Source organism: Streptomyces sp. SYSU D01066-1 (genome assembly GCF_054956795.1).
Window position 1 is genome coordinate 110,608 of sequence record NZ_JBUDHV010000003.1, and the last position, 16,632, is coordinate 127,239.

Sequence of the window (16,632 nt, forward strand, 5' to 3'; positions counted from 1 at the left end):
GAACGCCTGACCGGTCATCCGCCGTCGTCCGGTTCGTGTACGGAACATCGGTCCGGTTACGCTCGTGTCATGCATGCCTGGCCCGCTTCCGAGGTCCCCGCCCTGCCTGGTCAGGGCCGCGACCTGAGGATCCACGACACCGCGACCGGCGGTCCGGTCACCCTCGACCCCGGTCCCGTCGCCCGTATCTACGTCTGCGGCATCACGCCGTACGACGCGACCCACATGGGGCACGCGGCGACGTACAACGCGTTCGACCTCGTACAGCGCGTGTGGCTCGACACCAAGCGCCAGGTCCACTACGTCCAGAACGTCACCGACGTGGACGACCCCCTCCTGGAGCGGGCCGTCCGGGACGGCGTCGACTGGACCGCCCTCGCCGAGCGGGAGACCGCCCTGTTCCGGGAGGACATGACGGCGCTGCGGATGCTCCCGCCGAAGCACTACATAGGAGCCGTGGAGGCCATACCGGGCATCGTCCCGCTGGTCGAGCGGCTCCGCGACGCGGGCGCCGCCTACGAGCTGGAAGGGGACGTCTACTTCTCCGTCGAGTCCGACCCGCGCTTCGGCCAGGTGTCGAACCTGGACGCCGAGGCGATGCGGCTGCTCTCCGCCGAGCGCGGCGGCGACCCGGACCGGCCGGGCAAGAAGAACCCCCTCGACCCGATGCTGTGGATGGCGGCCCGCGAGGGCGAGCCCAGCTGGGACGGCGGCTCGCTGGGCCGCGGCCGGCCCGGCTGGCACATCGAGTGCGTCGCCATCGCCCTGGACCACCTCGGCATGGGCTTCGACGTCCAGGGCGGCGGCTCCGACCTCGTCTTCCCGCACCACGAGATGGGTGCCTCGCACGCCCAGGTGCTCACCGGCGAGTTCCCGATGGCCAAGGCGTACGTCCACGCCGGCATGGTCGGCCTGGACGGCGAGAAGATGTCCAAGTCCAGGGGCAACCTGGTCTTCGTCTCCCAGCTGCGCCGCGCCGGTGTCGACCCGGCCGCCATCCGTCTCACGCTGCTCGCCCACCACTACCGCTCCGACTGGGAGTGGACCGACCAGGTGCTGCGGGACGCCCAGGCCCGGCTGGAGCGCTGGCGGGCCGCCGTCTCCCGGCCCGACGGCCCGCCCGCCGAGGCGCTGGTCGAGGAGTTGCGCGAGGCCCTCGCCAACGACCTGGACGCCCCGGCCGCGCTCGCCGCGGTCGACCGCTGGGCCGCGCTCCAGCAGGAGTCGGGCGGCACGGACACCGGTGCCCCCGGTGTGGTCTCCCGCGCGGTGGACGCGCTGCTGGGCGTCGCCCTGTAGTGCCCGCACCCCGGTGAAGCGACCGGAGGGCTTCCGCGGTCAACCCGCCGCGGAGGCCCTCCTCCGTGTGCCGGGTCGTGCTCCTCGGCCGGTGGCCGGCCCCACGCCGGCCGGTCCCTTCGCGGAAGGACGCACCGTGGCACTCGACGAAGCACCCGTCGAACGCCCCTTCGCGCGTCGCACCCCGCTCACCGGGGCCGCCGCGGCCGGCGGTGGCCGGACGCCGTCGACGTGTTCCGGCTGGACGCGGCCGGGATCCGGGGCGCCGCGGTCACCCGCACCACCGGTCCGCGGTTTCGCACCTTGACGACGGTCGCCGCCCGGGAGGGCCGTCCCTATCCGTCCGACGCGCGCTTCGACGTCCGGCCCGCCGCGGCCCGGCGCCGAGTCCGCCGCGGCAGCGGTGGACCGGGCCGGGGAGCCAGGGGGCGTGGCGACGCGGAGCACCGCTCCGCCCCCGTCACTCCTCCGAGGAATCCTCGTCGTCGCCGCCGGCCTTCGGCGGCTTCGGCGGCCGGGGACGCCCGCTGGGGCTGTCCCGGCCGTCCCGCAGGAACGGCGGGCCGGGCGGTGCCTCGCCGCCGTCCGCCGTCGCGTGCCCGCCCGGTCCGCCGCCGTCCCGGCGCCGCAGGTACCGCTCGAACTCGCGGGCGATCGCCTCGCCCGACGCCTCCGGCAGCTCCGCGGTGTCCCGCGCCTCCTCCAGCGTCTGGACGTACTCCGCGACCTCGCTGTCCTCGGCGGCCAGCTGGTCCACGCCGACCTGCCAGGCCCGCGCGTCCTCGGCCAGCTCGCCCAGCGGGATGCGTACGTCGATCAGGTCCTCCAGACGGTTCAGGAGGGCCAGCGTGGCCTTCGGGTTGGGCGGCTGCGACACGTAGTGCGGCACCGCCGCCCACAGCGACACGGCCGGCACGCCCGCGTGGGTGCACGCCTCCTGGAGGACGCCGACGATGCCCGTGGGCCCCTCGTACTTGGTCTCCTCCAGGTCCATGCGGCGGGCCAGGTCGGCGTCGGACGTGGTACCGCTGATCGGGACCGGACGGGTGTGCGGGGTGTCACCGAGCAGGGCGCCCAGGATGACCACCAGCTCGACGCCCAGCTCGTGGGCGAAGCCCAGCAGCTCGTTGCAGAACGAGCGCCAGCGCATGGACGGTTCGATGCCGCGGACCAGGACCAGGTCACGCGGCTTGTCGCCACCGACCCGGACCACGGACAGCCGCGTCGTGGGCCAGGTGATCTTGCGGACCCCGGCCTCCATGAACACCGTGGGCCGGTTCACCTGGAAGTCGTAGTAGTCCTCGGCGTCCAGTGCCGCGAAGACCTCGCCCTTCCATTCCCGGTCCAGATGCGCGACCGCGGTGGAGGCGGCGTCACCGGCGTCGTTCCAGCCCTCGAACGCGGCCACCATGACCGGGTCGATCAGCTCGGGAACCCCCTCGAGCTCGATCACCCAGCGCCTCCTTCCGACGTGCCCTCGCTTAACGACCCAACCTTACGGCGTGCGGCGGGGGCGTCCGCAGCCCCCTGCGCGGGGGAGTGAACGGATCACTGCCCCGTTCCCCACGGTCGAACACCCGGCACGGAGCACGGGGTGGAGTCCGGGGCGGGGCCACGCGGGACGGAGCCCGGGGTGGAGTCACGGAGCGGAGCCCAGGGGGGAGCCATGGGGCGCAACCCAAGGGGGAGTCATGAGGCGGAGCCACGCGGTGGGGTCACAGGGCGGGGCGGGGTCACAAGGTGGAGCGCAGCCACTGCTCCACCGACGCGATGTGCACGGTCGCCCAGGAGCGGGCCGCCTCCGCGTCCCGGTCGCGCAGCGCGGCGAGGATCGCGCGGTGTTCGCGCAGGGTGCGGCCGACCGCGTCCTCCTGGGTCAGACCGCGCCAGACCCGGGCCCGGGTGGTCGGCCCGGACAGACCGTCCAGCAGCGAACACAGCACGGTGTTGCCCGACGCCCGCACGATGCCCCGGTGGAACTCCAGATCACAGGCGACCAGGCGCTCCACCGACGGTTCGTCGCCGAGCGCGTCCAACTGGGCGTTCAGCTCGTCCAGTTCCCGCTCGCTGATCGCCGCCGCCGCCATCGCGGTCGCGGCCGGTTCCAGGATGCGGCGTACGGCCAGGAACTCCAGCACCGTGTCGTCGCGGTGGAAGTCGACCACGAAGCTCAGCGCCTCCAGCAGGAGCTGCGGGTCCAGGCTGGTGACATAGGTGCCGTCGCCCTGGCGCACGTCCAGGATGCGGATCAGGGACAGGGCGCGGACGGCCTCGCGCAGCGAGTTGCGGGACAGGCCGAGTTCGTCGGCGAGCCGGCTCTCCTTGGGCAGCCGGTCGCCGGGGCGCAGCGCGCCGGAGACGATCATGCCCTTGATCTTCTCGATCGCCTCGTCGGTGACTGCCACGCTCGGCCTCCTGCTGCCTTCGGCCGGATGCCGCCCAGACATCCGATGTATCAGGCCATTATGGAGGCGGGGCGGACCACCTCCCGCCGCGTGCCTACTTCTTGTCGAGCAGGTCCTGCACCTTGCCGCGCACCTCGTCCGTGGCCAGGCCGCGGATGGTCAGCGTGGTCCGGCGGCGCAGCACGTCGTCCGGGGTCTGGGCCCACTCGTGGTCGCGGGCCCAGACGACCTGCGCCCAGATCTCCGGCGCGTCGGGGTGGATCCGCTCGGCCAGCTCCGGGCTCTCGTTGGCGAGCCGGGCGATGTCCAGGGCCAGCGAACCGTAGTGCGTCGCCAGGTGCTTGGCGGTGTCGGCGGCCATCCGCGGGCCGGGCGCCGGACCGTCCACCAGCAGCCGGTGGGCGATGGCGCGGGGGTTGGCGACACCGGGCAGCGGCAGCTTCTTCGGCAGCGAGGAGACCGGCTCGAAGCCGTCGCCGAGGGGGCGGCCCGGCAGCGCCTGGAGCTTCTGCATCACGGTGCGGCCGATGTGCCGGAAGGTGGTCCACTTGCCGCCCGCGACGGACAGCATGCCGCCCCGGCCCTCGGTGACGACCGTCTCGCGCTTGGCCTTCGCCGTGCTCCCGGGCCCGCCCGGCAGGACGCGCAGCCCCGCGAAGGCGTACGTGATGAGGTCACGGTCGAGCTGCTGGTCCCGGACGGAGAACGCGGCCTCGTCCAGGATCTGGGCTATGTCCTTGTCGTTGACGGCGACGTCGGCCGGGTCGCCCTCGTACTCCTCGTCGGTGGTGCCCAGCAGCAGCATGTCCTCCCAGGGGAGGGCGAAGGTGATGCGGTACTTGTCGATCGGGGTGGCCAGCGCGGCCTTCCAGTGCGAGGTGCGCTTCAGGACCAGGTGCGCGCCCTTGGACAGCCGGATGGAGGGGGCCGCGCCCGGGTCCTCCATCTTGCGCAGGTGGTCGACCCAGGGGCCGGTGGCGTTGAGCACCAGGCGGGCGTCGACGCCGAACTCCTCGCCGGTCAGCCGGTCCTTCAGCTCGGCACCGGTGACCCGGCCCCTGGTGAAGCGCAGTCCGGTGACCGCGGCGTGGTTGAGGACCACGGCGCCCGCCTCGACGGCCGCGCGGACGGTCATCAGCGCCATGCGCGCGTCGTTCATCTGGTCGTCGCCGTAGACGGCCACGGCCTTGAGGTTCTCGGTGCGCAGCTCGGGCACGTCCTGCTGGGCCCTGGCGGGGGAGAGCAGGTGGCCGACGCCGTCGCCGAACGCGGAGAGCGCCGAGTACGCGAAGACACCGGCACCCAGCTTCGCCGCGCCGTGCGGCCCGCCCTTGTACACCGGGAGGTAGAAGGTGAGCGGGTTGGCCAGGTGCGGGGCGACCTGGCGGGAGACCGCACGGCGCTCGAAGTGGTTCTCCGCCACCAGCTTCACCGCGCCGGTCTGCAGGTAGCGCAGGCCGCCGTGGAGCAGCTTGGAGGAGGCGGAGGAGGTGGCACCGGCGAAGTCACCGGCGTCGACCAGAGCCACCCTGAGGCCGGACTGCGCGGCGTGCCAGGCGGTGGAGATGCCGAGGATGCCGCCGCCGATCACGAGGAGGTCGTACGACGCCTGGGAGAGCTGCTCCCGGGTCTCGGCGCGGCTCGGGTTCGAGCCGGACGCCGGGTGCGTGCCCAGGGCAGGTACGGACTGCAGGGTGGACTGAGTGGTCATGGTGGTTCTTACTCCTCGTCCTCAAGCCAGCCCATGGTCCGCTCGACGGCCTTGAGCCAGCTCTTGTACTCGCGGTCGCGGGTGTCCGCGTCCATGCGGGGGGTCCACTCGGCGGCCCGCCGCCAGTTGGCGCGCAGGTCGTCGGTGCTGTTCCAGAAGCCGACGGCCAGGCCGGCGGCGTAGGCGGCGCCGAGGCAGGTGGTCTCGGCGACCATCGGGCGCACCACGGGCGCGTCCAGGAAGTCGGCGAGGGTCTGCATCAGCAGGTTGTTGGAGGTCATGCCACCGTCGACCTTGAGGGTGGTCAGCTCCACACCGGAGTCCTTCGTCATGGCGTCCGCGATCTCCCGCGTCTGCCAGGCGGTGGCCTCCAGCACGGCGCGCGCGAGGTGCGCCTTGGTGACGTACCGGGTCAGGCCGGCGATCACCCCGCGGGCGTCGGAGCGCCAGTACGGGGCGAACAGGCCGGAGAAGGCCGGGACGAAGTAGGCGCCGCCGTTGTCCTCGACCTGCATCGCCAGGGTCTCGATCTCGGCGGCGGTGGAGATCAGGCCCATCTGGTCGCGCATCCACTGCACCAGCGAACCGGTGACGGCGATCGAGCCCTCCAGGGCGTAGACCGGCTTCTGGTCGCCGATCTGGTAGCCGACGGTGGTCACCAGGCCGCTGTAGGAGTTGATGACCTTGTCACCGGTGTTCATCAGCATGAAGGTGCCGGTGCCGTACGTCGACTTGGTCTCGCCCTCGGCGAAGCAGGTCTGGCCGAACAGGGCGGCCTGCTGGTCGCCGAGCGCGGAGGCGACCGGGACGCCGCCGAGCAGCTCACCCAGCGCGCCGCCCTTGATCTCGCCGTACACCTCGGCGGAGGAGCGGATCTCGGGGAGCATCCGCGTCGGCACGCCGATCGACTCGCAGATCCTCTCGTCCCACTCCAGGGTGCGCAGGCTCATCAGCAGGGTGCGGGAGGCGTTGGTGACGTCGGTGACGTGCCGGCCGCCGTCCACGCCGCCGGTCAGGTTCCAGACGACCCAGCTGTCCATGGTGCCGAAGAGCAGGTCGCCCGCCTCGGCGCGCTCACGCAGGCCGTCGACGTTGTCCAGCAGCCAGCGGGCCTTGGGGCCGGCGAAGTAGGAGGCCAGCGGGAGGCCGGTCTCGCGGCGGAAGCGGTCCTGGCCGACGTTGCGGCCCAGCTCCCGGCAGAGGGCGTCGGTGCGGGTGTCCTGCCAGACGATGGCGTTGTGGACGGGCTCGCCGGTGTTCTTGTCCCAGATCAGCGTGGTCTCGCGCTGGTTGGTGATGCCGATGGCCTTGATGTCGTCGCGGGTGATGCCGGCCTTCTCGACGGCCGAGGCGACGACCTGCTGGACGTTGGTCCAGATCTCGGTGGCGTCGTGCTCGACCCAGCCCGGCTTGGGGAAGATCTGCTCGTGCTCCTTCTGGTCGACGGAGACGATGCGTCCGTCGCGGTCGAAGACGATGCAGCGCGAGGAGGTGGTGCCCTGGTCGATCGCGGCGATGAAGGGGCCGGCGGTGTGGGTGTCGGTCACTGTGTGCTCCTGGGGTCCGTGGTGGTGGCGGTGGGGTTCGGCGCGGTTCACGCGAAGGCGACGTTGTACACGCCCGCGGCGATCGCGGCGCCGATCAGCGGACCGGCCACCGGGATCCAGGCGTAGCCCCAGTCGGAGCCGCCCTTGTTGGGCAGCGGCAGGAGGGCGTGCACGATGCGCGGGCCGAGGTCGCGGGCCGGGTTGATCGCGTAACCGGTCGGGCCGCCGAGGGAGAGGCCGATGCCGACCACCACGAACGAGGTGATCAGGATGCCGAGCGCGCCGAGGCCGTCGCCGTTCTGGTTCAGACCCTGGGTCATGATGGCGAGGACCAGGACGAACGTGCCGATGATCTCCGTGGTCATGTTCTGCCACGTGTTGCGGATCTCGGGGCCGGTGGAGAAGATGCCGAGCACCGGGCCCGCGCCCTTCTCCCGGGCCTCCACCGACTTGGCCGAGGTGGTCTGGGCGCCGGGGCCGCCGACGACCTCCTTGTCGGTGAGGTGGGCGTGGAACTGGCCGTAGTAGGCGAGCCACACCAGGGTCGCCCCGATCATGGCGCCGAGGAGCTGGCCGGCCCAGTAGACGGGGACGTCGCCCCAGTTGCCGTCCTTGATCGCCAGGGCCAGCGTGAGCGCCGGGTTCAGGTGGGCGGCGGAGAGCGGGGCGGAGATGTAGGCGCCCATCATGACCGCGAAGCCCCAGCCGAGGGCGATGGCCACCCAGCCGGCGTTCAGCGCCTTGGAGGCCTTGAGCGTGACGGCGGCGCAGACCCCGCCGCCGAGCAGGATGAGTATGGCGGTACCGATGGTCTCGCCGATGAAGATGTCGGAGCTGGACACCCGCGACTCCTTTGTCCTTCGTCCAGGGAAGCCGAACCCCCGGGTCCGTCCGGGTGTTCTGGCGCCCTCATGGGAATGAGAGCGTTGCCGGCCCTTGGCGTCGTCCACTCTAACGCTTATTGCCGGTAGGTGTTCGACAATGCCGACCGATGGACGGAGTCTCATCCCGACATCGCACGCCCGTCAAGAGTCCTGTTGTCGAAAACACGATCGTTATTGATCGGTTCTTCTCGGTGATCTTTCGGGTGGAGGTGTCGCCATATGGGCAGTTTGACAAAATTTGCCCGGTCTCAGGGGTGGGCGAACAGCCGGGGCGCCACCTCGGCGCCCCGGTCGCCGCCGGTCCGGACAAGCGTCAGAAACGCCCGGCGCCCAGGTCCCGGGAGACCGCGCGGGCGCAGTCCCGCACCGCCGCGATCAGCTCCGGGCGCAGCTCGCCCTCGTGGCAGATCCGCTCCACGGCGCCCGTGATGCCGACCGAGCCGACCGGCATGCGCCGGCGGTCGTGGATGGGGGCGGCGATCGAGGCGACGCCCTCCCAGGTCTCCTCGATGTCCGCCGCGTAGCCACGCGCGCGCGTGAGGTCCAGCACGTGCTCGAAGGCGTCCGGCTCGCAGATCGTCCGGTCGGTGAACGCCTTGCGCTCGGTGTCCAGCGCCTCGCTGTGCGCGACCGGGTCGTAGGCGGAGAGCACCTTGCCCAGCGCGGTGGAGTGCAGCGGCTGCATGGCGCCGATCTCCAGCACCTGCCGGCTGTCGTCGGGCCGGAAGACGTGGTGCACGATCAGCACGCCCCGCTGGTGCAGCACGCCCAGGTGGACGCTCTCGCCGCTGGAGCGGGCCAGGTCGTCCGCCCACACCAGGGCGCGCGCCCGCAGCTCGTGCACGTCCAGGTAGGTGGTGCCCAGGCGCAGCAGCTCCGCCCCCAGCTGGTAGCGCCCGGAGGCGGGGTCCTGCTCGACGAAGCCCTCCTGCTGGAGAGTGCGCAGTATGCCGTGGGCGGTGCCCTTGGCCAGACCCAGTGACGAGGCGATGTCCGACAGGCCGAGCCGCCGCTCGCCGCCCGCGAGCAGCCGCAGCATCGCGGCCGCCCGTTCGAGCGACTGGATGTTCCGTGCCATCGCCGTCCCGCCTCCGTCCCGTCCTGCCGTCGACGTGCGACGTCGCTTCCACTGTTCGGCAATGCCGAACACTACCGGTCCATGCTGACCTCTCGCCAATGGTCGGTGCGCAACTGTGGCACTCCTCGGCCACGTGGGCACCCACCGCGGCGCCCCAGGGGCGTCCGCGCCACCGCGGCCGCGCACGGCGCCCTTCGGCCACCGCCCCCCGCACACCGCGGCGCCCCGGCACCTCGGAATCCCGGCCCCGCGCACTGCGCGGTGCCCCGACGCCCCGGCCCCGCGCACTGCGGCGCTCCGGCGCCTCGCACTACGGCATCCCGGCACCTCGGTGCCCGGCGCCCCGCCCCCGCGATGCGCACGCCCCCGACCCGGCGCCGCGTCTCGTCCTCGTCCGTCCCATGGACGCCCCGACCGCCGGCTCCGCCTCCCGGCTACCCTGGCGAGGTGCGCCCTCCCGGTGTGTTGTGTACCGATGCCCCCGGGAAGCCGCAAAGCCGACAGCCGTCGCACCCTAGGGAGCCCGTCCATGGCCTCGTCGCCGTCCACCCCGTCCGCCGACACCCGGACCCGTGTCACCGCCCTGCGCGAGGCGCTCGCCACCCGCGTGGTGGTCGCCGACGGCGCGATGGGCACCATGCTGCAGGCGCAGAACCCCACGCTGGACGACTTCCAGCAGCTGGAGGGCTGCAACGAGGTGCTGAACCTGACCCGGCCGGACATCGTCCGCTCGGTCCACGAGGAGTACTTCGCGGTCGGCGTGGACTGCGTGGAGACCAACACCTTCGGCGCCAACCACTCAGCCCTCGGCGAGTACGACATCGCGCACCGGGTCCACGAGCTGTCCGAGGCCGGCGCCCGGGTGGCCCGCGAGGTGGCCGACGAGTTCGCCGCGAGGGACGGCCGGCAGCGCTGGGTCCTGGGCTCCATGGGCCCCGGCACCAAGCTCCCCACCCTCGGGCACGCCCCGTACGGAGTACTGCGCGACGCCTACCAGCGCAACGCCGAGGGCCTGGTCGCCGGCGGCGCCGACGCCCTGCTGGTGGAGACCACGCAGGACCTGCTCCAGACCAAGTCCGCCGTGCTCGGCGCCCGCCGCGCCCTGGACGCCCTCGGCGTCGACCTGCCGGTGATCGTGTCGGTGACCGTCGAGACCACCGGCACGATGCTGCTCGGCTCGGAGATCGGCGCGGCGCTGACCGCGCTGGAGCCGCTGGGCATCGACATGATCGGCCTGAACTGCGCCACCGGCCCGGCCGAGATGAGCGAGCACCTGCGCTTCCTGGCCCGGCACTCGCGCGTCCCGCTGTCCTGCATGCCCAACGCCGGCCTGCCGGTCCTGGGCAAGGACGGCGCCCACTACCCGCTGGGTGCCGTCGAGCTGGCGGACGCGCAGGAGACGTTCGTGCGCGAGTACGGCCTGTCGCTGGTGGGCGGCTGCTGCGGGACCACGCCGGAGCACCTGCGCCAGGTCGTGGAGCGGGTCCGGGGGCTCGCCCCGGCCGAGCGCGATCCGCGCCCCGAGCCGGGCGCCGCCTCCCTGTACCAGTCGGTGCCGTTCCGCCAGGACACCTCCTACCTGGCCATCGGCGAGCGGACCAACGCCAACGGGTCGAGGAAGTTCCGCGAGGCCATGCTGGAGGGCCGCTGGGACGACTGCGTGGAGATGGCCCGGGACCAGATCCGCGAGGGCGCGCACATGCTGGACCTGTGCGTGGACTACGTCGGCCGGGACGGCGTCGCCGACATGGAGGAGCTGGCCGGCCGCTTCGCCACCGCCTCCACCCTCCCCATCGTGCTGGACTCCACCGAGGTCCCCGTCATCCGCGCCGGGCTGGAGAAGCTGGGCGGCCGGGCGGTGATCAACTCGGTGAACTACGAGGACGGCGACGGCCCCGAGTCCCGGTTCGCGAAGGTGACCGCGCTCGCCCGGGAGCACGGGGCGGCGCTGATCGCGCTGACCATCGACGAGGAGGGGCAGGCCCGCACCGCGGAGAAGAAGGTCGAGATCGCCGAACGGCTGATCGCGGACCTGACCGGGAACTGGGGCATCCGCGAGGAGGACATCCTGGTGGACTGCCTGACCTTCACCATCTGCACCGGTCAGGAGGAGTCCCGCCGGGACGGGGTGGCCACCATCGAGGGCATCCGCGAGCTGAAGCGCCGTCACCCGCGGGTGCAGACCACCCTCGGCCTGTCGAACATCTCCTTCGGTCTCAACCCGGCCGCCCGGATCCTGCTGAACTCGGTCTTCCTGGACGAGTGCGTGAAGGCGGGTCTGGACTCCGCGATCGTGCACGCCTCGAAGATCCTGCCGATCGCGCGGTTCGACGAGGAGCAGGTCACCACCGCCCTGGACCTGATCTACGACCGGCGCCGCGAGGGCTACGACCCGCTGCAGAAGCTCATGCAGCTGTTCGAGGGCGCCACGGCCAAGTCGCTGAAGGCGTCCAAGGCCGAGGAACTGGCCGCGCTGCCGCTGGAGGAGCGCCTCCAGCGGCGGATCATCGACGGCGAGCGCAACGGTCTGGAGGCGGACCTGGACGCGGCGCTGGCGGCCCGCCCGGCGCTGGAGATCGTCAACGAGGTGCTGCTGGAGGGCATGAAGGTGGTCGGTGAGCTGTTCGGCTCCGGCCAGATGCAGCTGCCGTTCGTCCTCCAGTCCGCGGAGGTGATGAAGACCGCGGTCGCGTACCTGGAACCGCACATGGAGAAGACCGACGAGGCGGGCAAGGGCACGATCGTGCTGGCCACGGTGCGCGGCGACGTGCACGACATCGGCAAGAACCTGGTCGACATCATCCTGTCCAACAACGGCTACAACGTCGTCAACCTCGGGATCAAGCAGCCGGTGTCGGCGATCCTGGAGGCGGCCGAGGAGCACAAGGCCGATGTGATCGGCATGTCCGGGCTGCTGGTGAAGTCCACGGTGATCATGAAGGAGAACCTGGAGGAGCTCAACCAGCGGGGCATGGCCGCCGACTTCCCCGTCATCCTCGGCGGCGCCGCCCTCACCCGCGCCTACGTCGAGCAGGACCTCCACGAGATCTACGAGGGCGAAGTCCGCTACGCGCGGGACGCGTTCGAGGGGCTGCGGCTGATGGACGCGCTCATCGGCATCAAGCGCGGCGTGCCCGGCGCCAAGCTCCCCGAGCTGCGCCGGCGCCGGGTGCGGGCCGCGACCGCGGAGGTCGAGGAGCGCCCGGAGGCCGGACACGTCCGCTCCGACGTCGCCGTCGACAACCCGGTCCCCGAGCCCCCCTTCTGGGGCACCCGCGTCATCAAGGGCATCCAGCTCAAGGAGTACGCCTCCTGGCTGGACGAAGGCGCCCTGTTCAAGGGCCAGTGGGGGCTGAAGCAGGCCCGCACCGGGGACGGACCGTCGTACGAGGAACTGGTCGAGAGCGAGGGACGGCCCCGGCTGCGCGGCCTGCTGGACCGGCTCCAGACGGAGAACCTGCTGGAAGCGGCCGTGGTCTACGGCTACTTCCCGTGCGTCTCCAAGGACGACGACCTCATCGTCCTCGACGACGACGGCAACGAGCGCACCCGCTTCACCTTCCCCCGCCAGCGGCGCGGCCGGCGCCTGTGCCTGGCCGACTTCTTCCGCCCGGAGGAGTCCGGCGAGAAGGACGTCGTCGGCTTCCAGGTCGTCACCGTCGGCTCCCGCATCGGCGAGGAGACCGCCCGCATGTTCGAGGCCAACGCCTACCGCGACTACCTCGAACTGCACGGCCTGTCGGTCCAGCTCGCCGAGGCCCTCGCCGAGTACTGGCACGCCCGCGTCCGCTCCGAACTGGGCTTCGCCGGCGAGGACCCCGACGAGATGCAGGGCATGTTCGAGCTGAAGTACCGGGGCGCCCGCTTCTCCCTGGGCTACGGCGCCTGCCCGGACCTGGAGGACCGGGCGAAGATCGCCGCCCTGCTGGAGCCGGAGCGGATCGGCGTCCACCTGTCGGAGGAGTTCCAGCTCCACCCCGAACAGTCCACCGACGCCATCGTGATCCACCACCCCGAGGCCAAGTACTTCAACGCCCGCTGAGGCACCGTCGGGCGCTTGGCTCCCGGGCGACGTACACTGGTCGGTCCACCGCAGGCCGGTTCCCTCCCGGGAACCGGCCTGATCGCCCCTCAAGGAGGTAAGTGGATGACCAGTACGGCCCGCTCGCTGGGTACCCCTCCGCACGTTCTCGGCTCCGTCCGGCCGGGGGACACCCCGACGGCCGGAGGACCCGCGCTCCAGGCCGTGCTCCTGGACATGGACGGAACCCTGGTGGACACCGAGGGCTTCTGGTGGGACGTGGAGCGGGAGGTCTTCGCCGGGCTCGGGTACGCCCTGGACGACTCCTGGCGCCATGTCGTGGTCGGCGGCCCCATGACCCGCAGCGCGGGCTTCCTGATCGAGGCCACCGGCGCCGACATCCCGCTGGCCGAGCTCACCGTGCTGCTCAACGACGGCTTCGAGAAGCGCATCGACCGGGCGCTGCCTCTCATGCCGGGCGCCCGGCGGCTGCTGTCCGAGCTGACCGAGCACGAGATCCCCACCGCCCTGGTCTCCGCCTCCCACCGGCGCATCATCGACCGGGTGCTCACCTCGCTCGGCGCCCACCACTTCGCCCTGACGGTCGCGGGCGACGAGGTGCCGCGCACCAAGCCGTACCCGGATCCGTACCTGACCGCCGCCGCCGGACTCGGCGCGGATCCCCACAGATGCGCCGTCATCGAGGACACCGCGACCGGCGTCGCCGCCGCCGAGGCCGCGGGCTGCCATGTCGTCGCGGTTCCGTCCGTCGCCCCCATCGCACCGGCCCCCCGGCGCACTGTCGTGTCCTCGCTGGAACAGGTCGACCTGGCATTTCTACGCGAGTCGATGACGCACACGCGCCAGGCGTTCACCCAGCGTGCGTCGGCGAAAGAGGGGTAATTGGCGGAACACCCGCCGGAGGGTCGAGAAGAAGCGTGGCGGAGGGGTTTCGAAGGGTAATTCCCGGTCTGCGGACGGCTGAATTCAATGCCTCGGGAACCCTCCTGTCCGTGTGACGTTCCCCACGCTCCCGGGGGTCGACAGAAGGCTGTGCCTGTGCTGTCCGCCGTACGGCCCGGGATGTCGTGGTGACCATGTGTCCTGATTGGTGAAACCCTGCACTAATCCTTCCACTGTCGGGTTTTCGGTGTGTCCACGCCCGGTTTCGCTGCGTGATGGGGGCTCAGCTCCGGCGGCTGCGAACTGCCGTGCGGACGCGGACTAATCTCATCGCGAGAACCCCAGCCCTTACCCCCGTGATCGGCCGCGACACCCCTGCAAGCCGGATGCACGGAATCGACAGCCCTGGAGAATCCCGAGCATGAACCGTAAGACTTTGGTGCTGCCGGCCGTGGTCGGCCTGCTCGCGCCGGTGCTCGCCGCGTGCGGCGGCTCCGACAGCGGCAGTGGCGGCGGAGACGCGATCGTCGTCGGCACCACGGACCGGTTCACCGCCACGAAGGAGGCCCCCGCGCCCCTCGACCCGGCGTGGGCGTACGACGTCGGTCTCTGGAACATCCTGCGCCAGACCCAGCAGACGCTCATGATCCAGCCGCGTGGTGACGGCGAGCCGGTGCCCGAGGCCGCCGAGCAGTGCGGCTTCACCGACACGGGCAACGAGCGGTACTCCTGCACCCTGCGGGACGGCCTGAAGTTCGCCGACGGTGACGCCATCACCGCCGCCGACGTGAAGTACTCCATCGAGCGGGCCATCGCCATCCAGGCCGACACCGGTGTCTCCTCGCTGCTGTCCACCGTCGACACCGTCGAGACGCAGGGCGACCGCGAGGTGATCTTCCACCTCAACACCGCCGACGCCACCTTCCCGTACAAGCTGTCGACCCCCGTCGCCGGCATCGTCGACTCCGACGACTACGCCAAGGACGAGCTGCGCGAGGGCTTCGAGATCTCCGGCTCCGGCCCCTACACCTTCAAGGCGGAGACCGAGGGCGACGAGCTGACCAAGGCCGTGTTCACCAAGAACCCCAACTACAAGGGGAGTCTGACGGTGAACAACGACAAGGTCGAGATGGTCTCGTACGCCGACGCCGAGACGATGGGGACCGACCTCGAGAACGGCGACATCGACGTGATGACGCGTGCGATGACGCCCGACCAGATCGACACGCTGTCCAAGGCCTCCGGCGGCGCCGTCGACCTGGTCGAGGTGTCCGGCCTGGAGATCCGCTACCTCGCCTTCAACACCGAGGCCGAGACCGTCAAGAACAAGGCCGTCCGCCAGGCGATGGCCCAGCTGATCAACCGCAGCGAACTGGTTTCCAAGGTCTACGGCTCCCAGGCCGAGCCGCTGTACTCGATGGTCCCGGCGACCATCACCGGCCACTCCAACTCGTTCTTCAACACGTACGGCGACCCGAGCGTCGACAAGGCGAAGGCGAAGCTGGCACAGGCCGGCATCAGCACGCCGGTGAAGCTGACGCTGCACTACACCACCGACCACTACGGCGCGGCCGCCAAGACGGAGTTCGAGGAGCTGCAGAAGCAGCTCAACGACAGCGGTCTCTTCGACGTCGACATCAAGGGCACCGTCTGGGACAAGTACCGGGAGGGGCAGAAGGAGCACGAGTACGACGTCTTCGGCATGGGCTGGTTCCCCGACTTCCCGGACGCCGACAGCTTCATCGCGCCGTTCCTCGACAAGAACAACACCCTGTACCTGCCGTACGCCAACAGCGAGATCATCGACAAGCTGATCCCGGAGTCCCGCCGCGAGGCCGACCGGCTGTCCGCCACCGACAGCCTGACGAAGATCCAGGACCGCGTCGCCGAGGACGTACCACTGCTGCCGCTGTGGCAGGGCAAGCAGTACGTCGCCACCCGCGACGACATCACCGGCACCGCCTACCTGCTCAACTCCGCCTCCTCGCTCCAGCTCTGGGAGCTGGGCCGCGGCGTCAGCGACTGAGCGGGCCCACCCGCACACCGAAAGGGCGCCCCTCCTCTTCCGGGGAGGGGCGCCCTTCGTGTCGCCGTGCCGCCGCGAACGGGCTACTGCGCGCCGGGGCGCACCAGTCCGCTCTCGTACGCGTACACCGCGGCCTGCACCCGGTCGCGCAGCCCCAGCTTGGTCAGGACGTGCCCGACATGCGTCTTGACGGTCGTCTCGCTGACGAACAGATCGGCGGCGATCTCCGCGTTGGACAGGCCGCGCGCCACCAGCTTCAGCACCTCCACCTCACGCTCGGTCAGCGTGTGCAGGGTGTCCGGCACCGGCTCCTCGCCCGAGGGCAGATGGGTCGCGTACTTGTCGAGCAGCCGCTTGGTGATGCTCGGCGCGAGCATCGCCTCACCGGCCGCCACCACCCGGATCGCCTGTACCAGCTCGTTGGCCGGGGCGTCCTTCAACAGGAAGCCGCTGGCCCCGGCCCGCAGCGCCTCCACCACGTACTCGTCGAGGTCGAAGGTGGTCAGCACCAGCACCTTCGCCGGGCCGTCCCGACCGGGGCCGGTGATCTGCCGGGTCGCCTCCACGCCGTCCATCCGCGGCATACGGATGTCCATCAGGACCACATCGGGCTGCAACGCCCGCACCTGGTCCAGAGCTTGGAGGCCGTCCCCGGCCTCGCCGACGACCGCGATGTCCTGCTCCGCTTCCAGGATCATCCGGAAGCCCGTACGCAGCAGCGGCTGGTCGTCGACCAGTAGGACGCGGATGGCCACGTA

At 71.2% G+C, this 16,632-nt stretch carries 11 protein-coding genes; 4 read left to right on the top strand and 7 right to left on the bottom strand.

All coding sequences use genetic code 11. The features are described 5' to 3' along the window. Window positions 1-69 precede the first annotated feature (69 nt). Window positions 70-1,299, top strand: coding sequence for a cysteine--1-D-myo-inosityl 2-amino-2-deoxy-alpha-D-glucopyranoside ligase (gene mshC, locus ACY1JF_RS04220; RefSeq protein ID WP_462703591.1), 1,230 nt, complete (start codon window positions 70-72; stop codon window positions 1,297-1,299). A gap of 460 nt (window positions 1,300-1,759) precedes the next feature. Here mshC and ACY1JF_RS04225 read toward each other — a convergent pair whose 3' ends face one another. The 6 genes from ACY1JF_RS04225 to ACY1JF_RS04250 form a co-directional block, all read right to left on the bottom strand. Beyond that, complete coding sequence (locus tag ACY1JF_RS04225) at window positions 1,760-2,752, bottom strand: PAC2 family protein (RefSeq protein WP_462703592.1); 993 nt, start codon at window positions 2,750-2,752, stop codon at window positions 1,760-1,762. Between the two features lie 280 nt (window positions 2,753-3,032). Next, on the bottom strand, window positions 3,033-3,704 hold the full coding sequence (locus tag ACY1JF_RS04230) for a FadR/GntR family transcriptional regulator (RefSeq protein WP_462703593.1): 672 nt from the start codon (window positions 3,702-3,704) through the stop codon (window positions 3,033-3,035). A gap of 94 nt (window positions 3,705-3,798) precedes the next feature. Then, window positions 3,799-5,415 carry a glycerol-3-phosphate dehydrogenase/oxidase gene (locus ACY1JF_RS04235; protein ID WP_462703594.1) on the bottom strand — a complete coding sequence of 539 codons (1,617 nt, stop codon included), beginning with the start codon at window positions 5,413-5,415 and terminating at the stop codon, window positions 3,799-3,801. 8 nt (window positions 5,416-5,423) lie between these two features. Then, complete coding sequence (gene glpK, locus ACY1JF_RS04240) at window positions 5,424-6,962, bottom strand: glycerol kinase GlpK (RefSeq protein WP_462703595.1); 1,539 nt, start codon at window positions 6,960-6,962, stop codon at window positions 5,424-5,426. A gap of 47 nt (window positions 6,963-7,009) precedes the next feature. Then, window positions 7,010-7,804 carry an MIP/aquaporin family protein gene (locus ACY1JF_RS04245; RefSeq protein WP_462703596.1) on the bottom strand — a complete coding sequence of 265 codons (795 nt, stop codon included), beginning with the start codon at window positions 7,802-7,804 and terminating at the stop codon, window positions 7,010-7,012. A gap of 355 nt (window positions 7,805-8,159) precedes the next feature. Continuing rightward, window positions 8,160-8,924, bottom strand: a complete 765-nt coding sequence (locus tag ACY1JF_RS04250; protein ID WP_462703597.1) for an IclR family transcriptional regulator — start codon at window positions 8,922-8,924, stop codon at window positions 8,160-8,162. A gap of 529 nt (window positions 8,925-9,453) precedes the next feature. On the opposite strand from ACY1JF_RS04250, the gene metH reads away from it, so the two are divergent. The 3 genes from metH to ACY1JF_RS04265 all read left to right on the top strand — a co-directional run bounded on the left by metH (window position 9,454) and on the right by ACY1JF_RS04265 (window position 15,874). Next, window positions 9,454-12,966 (top strand): methionine synthase, encoded by a 3,513-nt coding sequence (gene metH / locus ACY1JF_RS04255; protein WP_462703598.1) that lies wholly within the window; start codon window positions 9,454-9,456, stop codon window positions 12,964-12,966. Window positions 12,967-13,071: 105 nt separating this feature from the next. Further along, window positions 13,072-13,848 carry an HAD family hydrolase gene (locus tag ACY1JF_RS04260; RefSeq protein WP_462703599.1) on the top strand — a complete coding sequence of 259 codons (777 nt, stop codon included), beginning with the start codon at window positions 13,072-13,074 and terminating at the stop codon, window positions 13,846-13,848. 421 nt (window positions 13,849-14,269) lie between these two features. Continuing rightward, on the top strand, window positions 14,270-15,874 hold the full coding sequence (locus tag ACY1JF_RS04265; protein WP_462703600.1) for an ABC transporter substrate-binding protein: 1,605 nt from the start codon (window positions 14,270-14,272) through the stop codon (window positions 15,872-15,874). Window positions 15,875-15,957: 83 nt separating this feature from the next. Here the strand turns inward: ACY1JF_RS04265 and ACY1JF_RS04270 are convergent, their stop codons facing one another. Beyond that, window positions 15,958-16,629, bottom strand: coding sequence for a response regulator transcription factor (locus ACY1JF_RS04270; RefSeq protein WP_320775720.1), 672 nt, complete (start codon window positions 16,627-16,629; stop codon window positions 15,958-15,960). Window positions 16,630-16,632 lie beyond the last annotated feature (3 nt).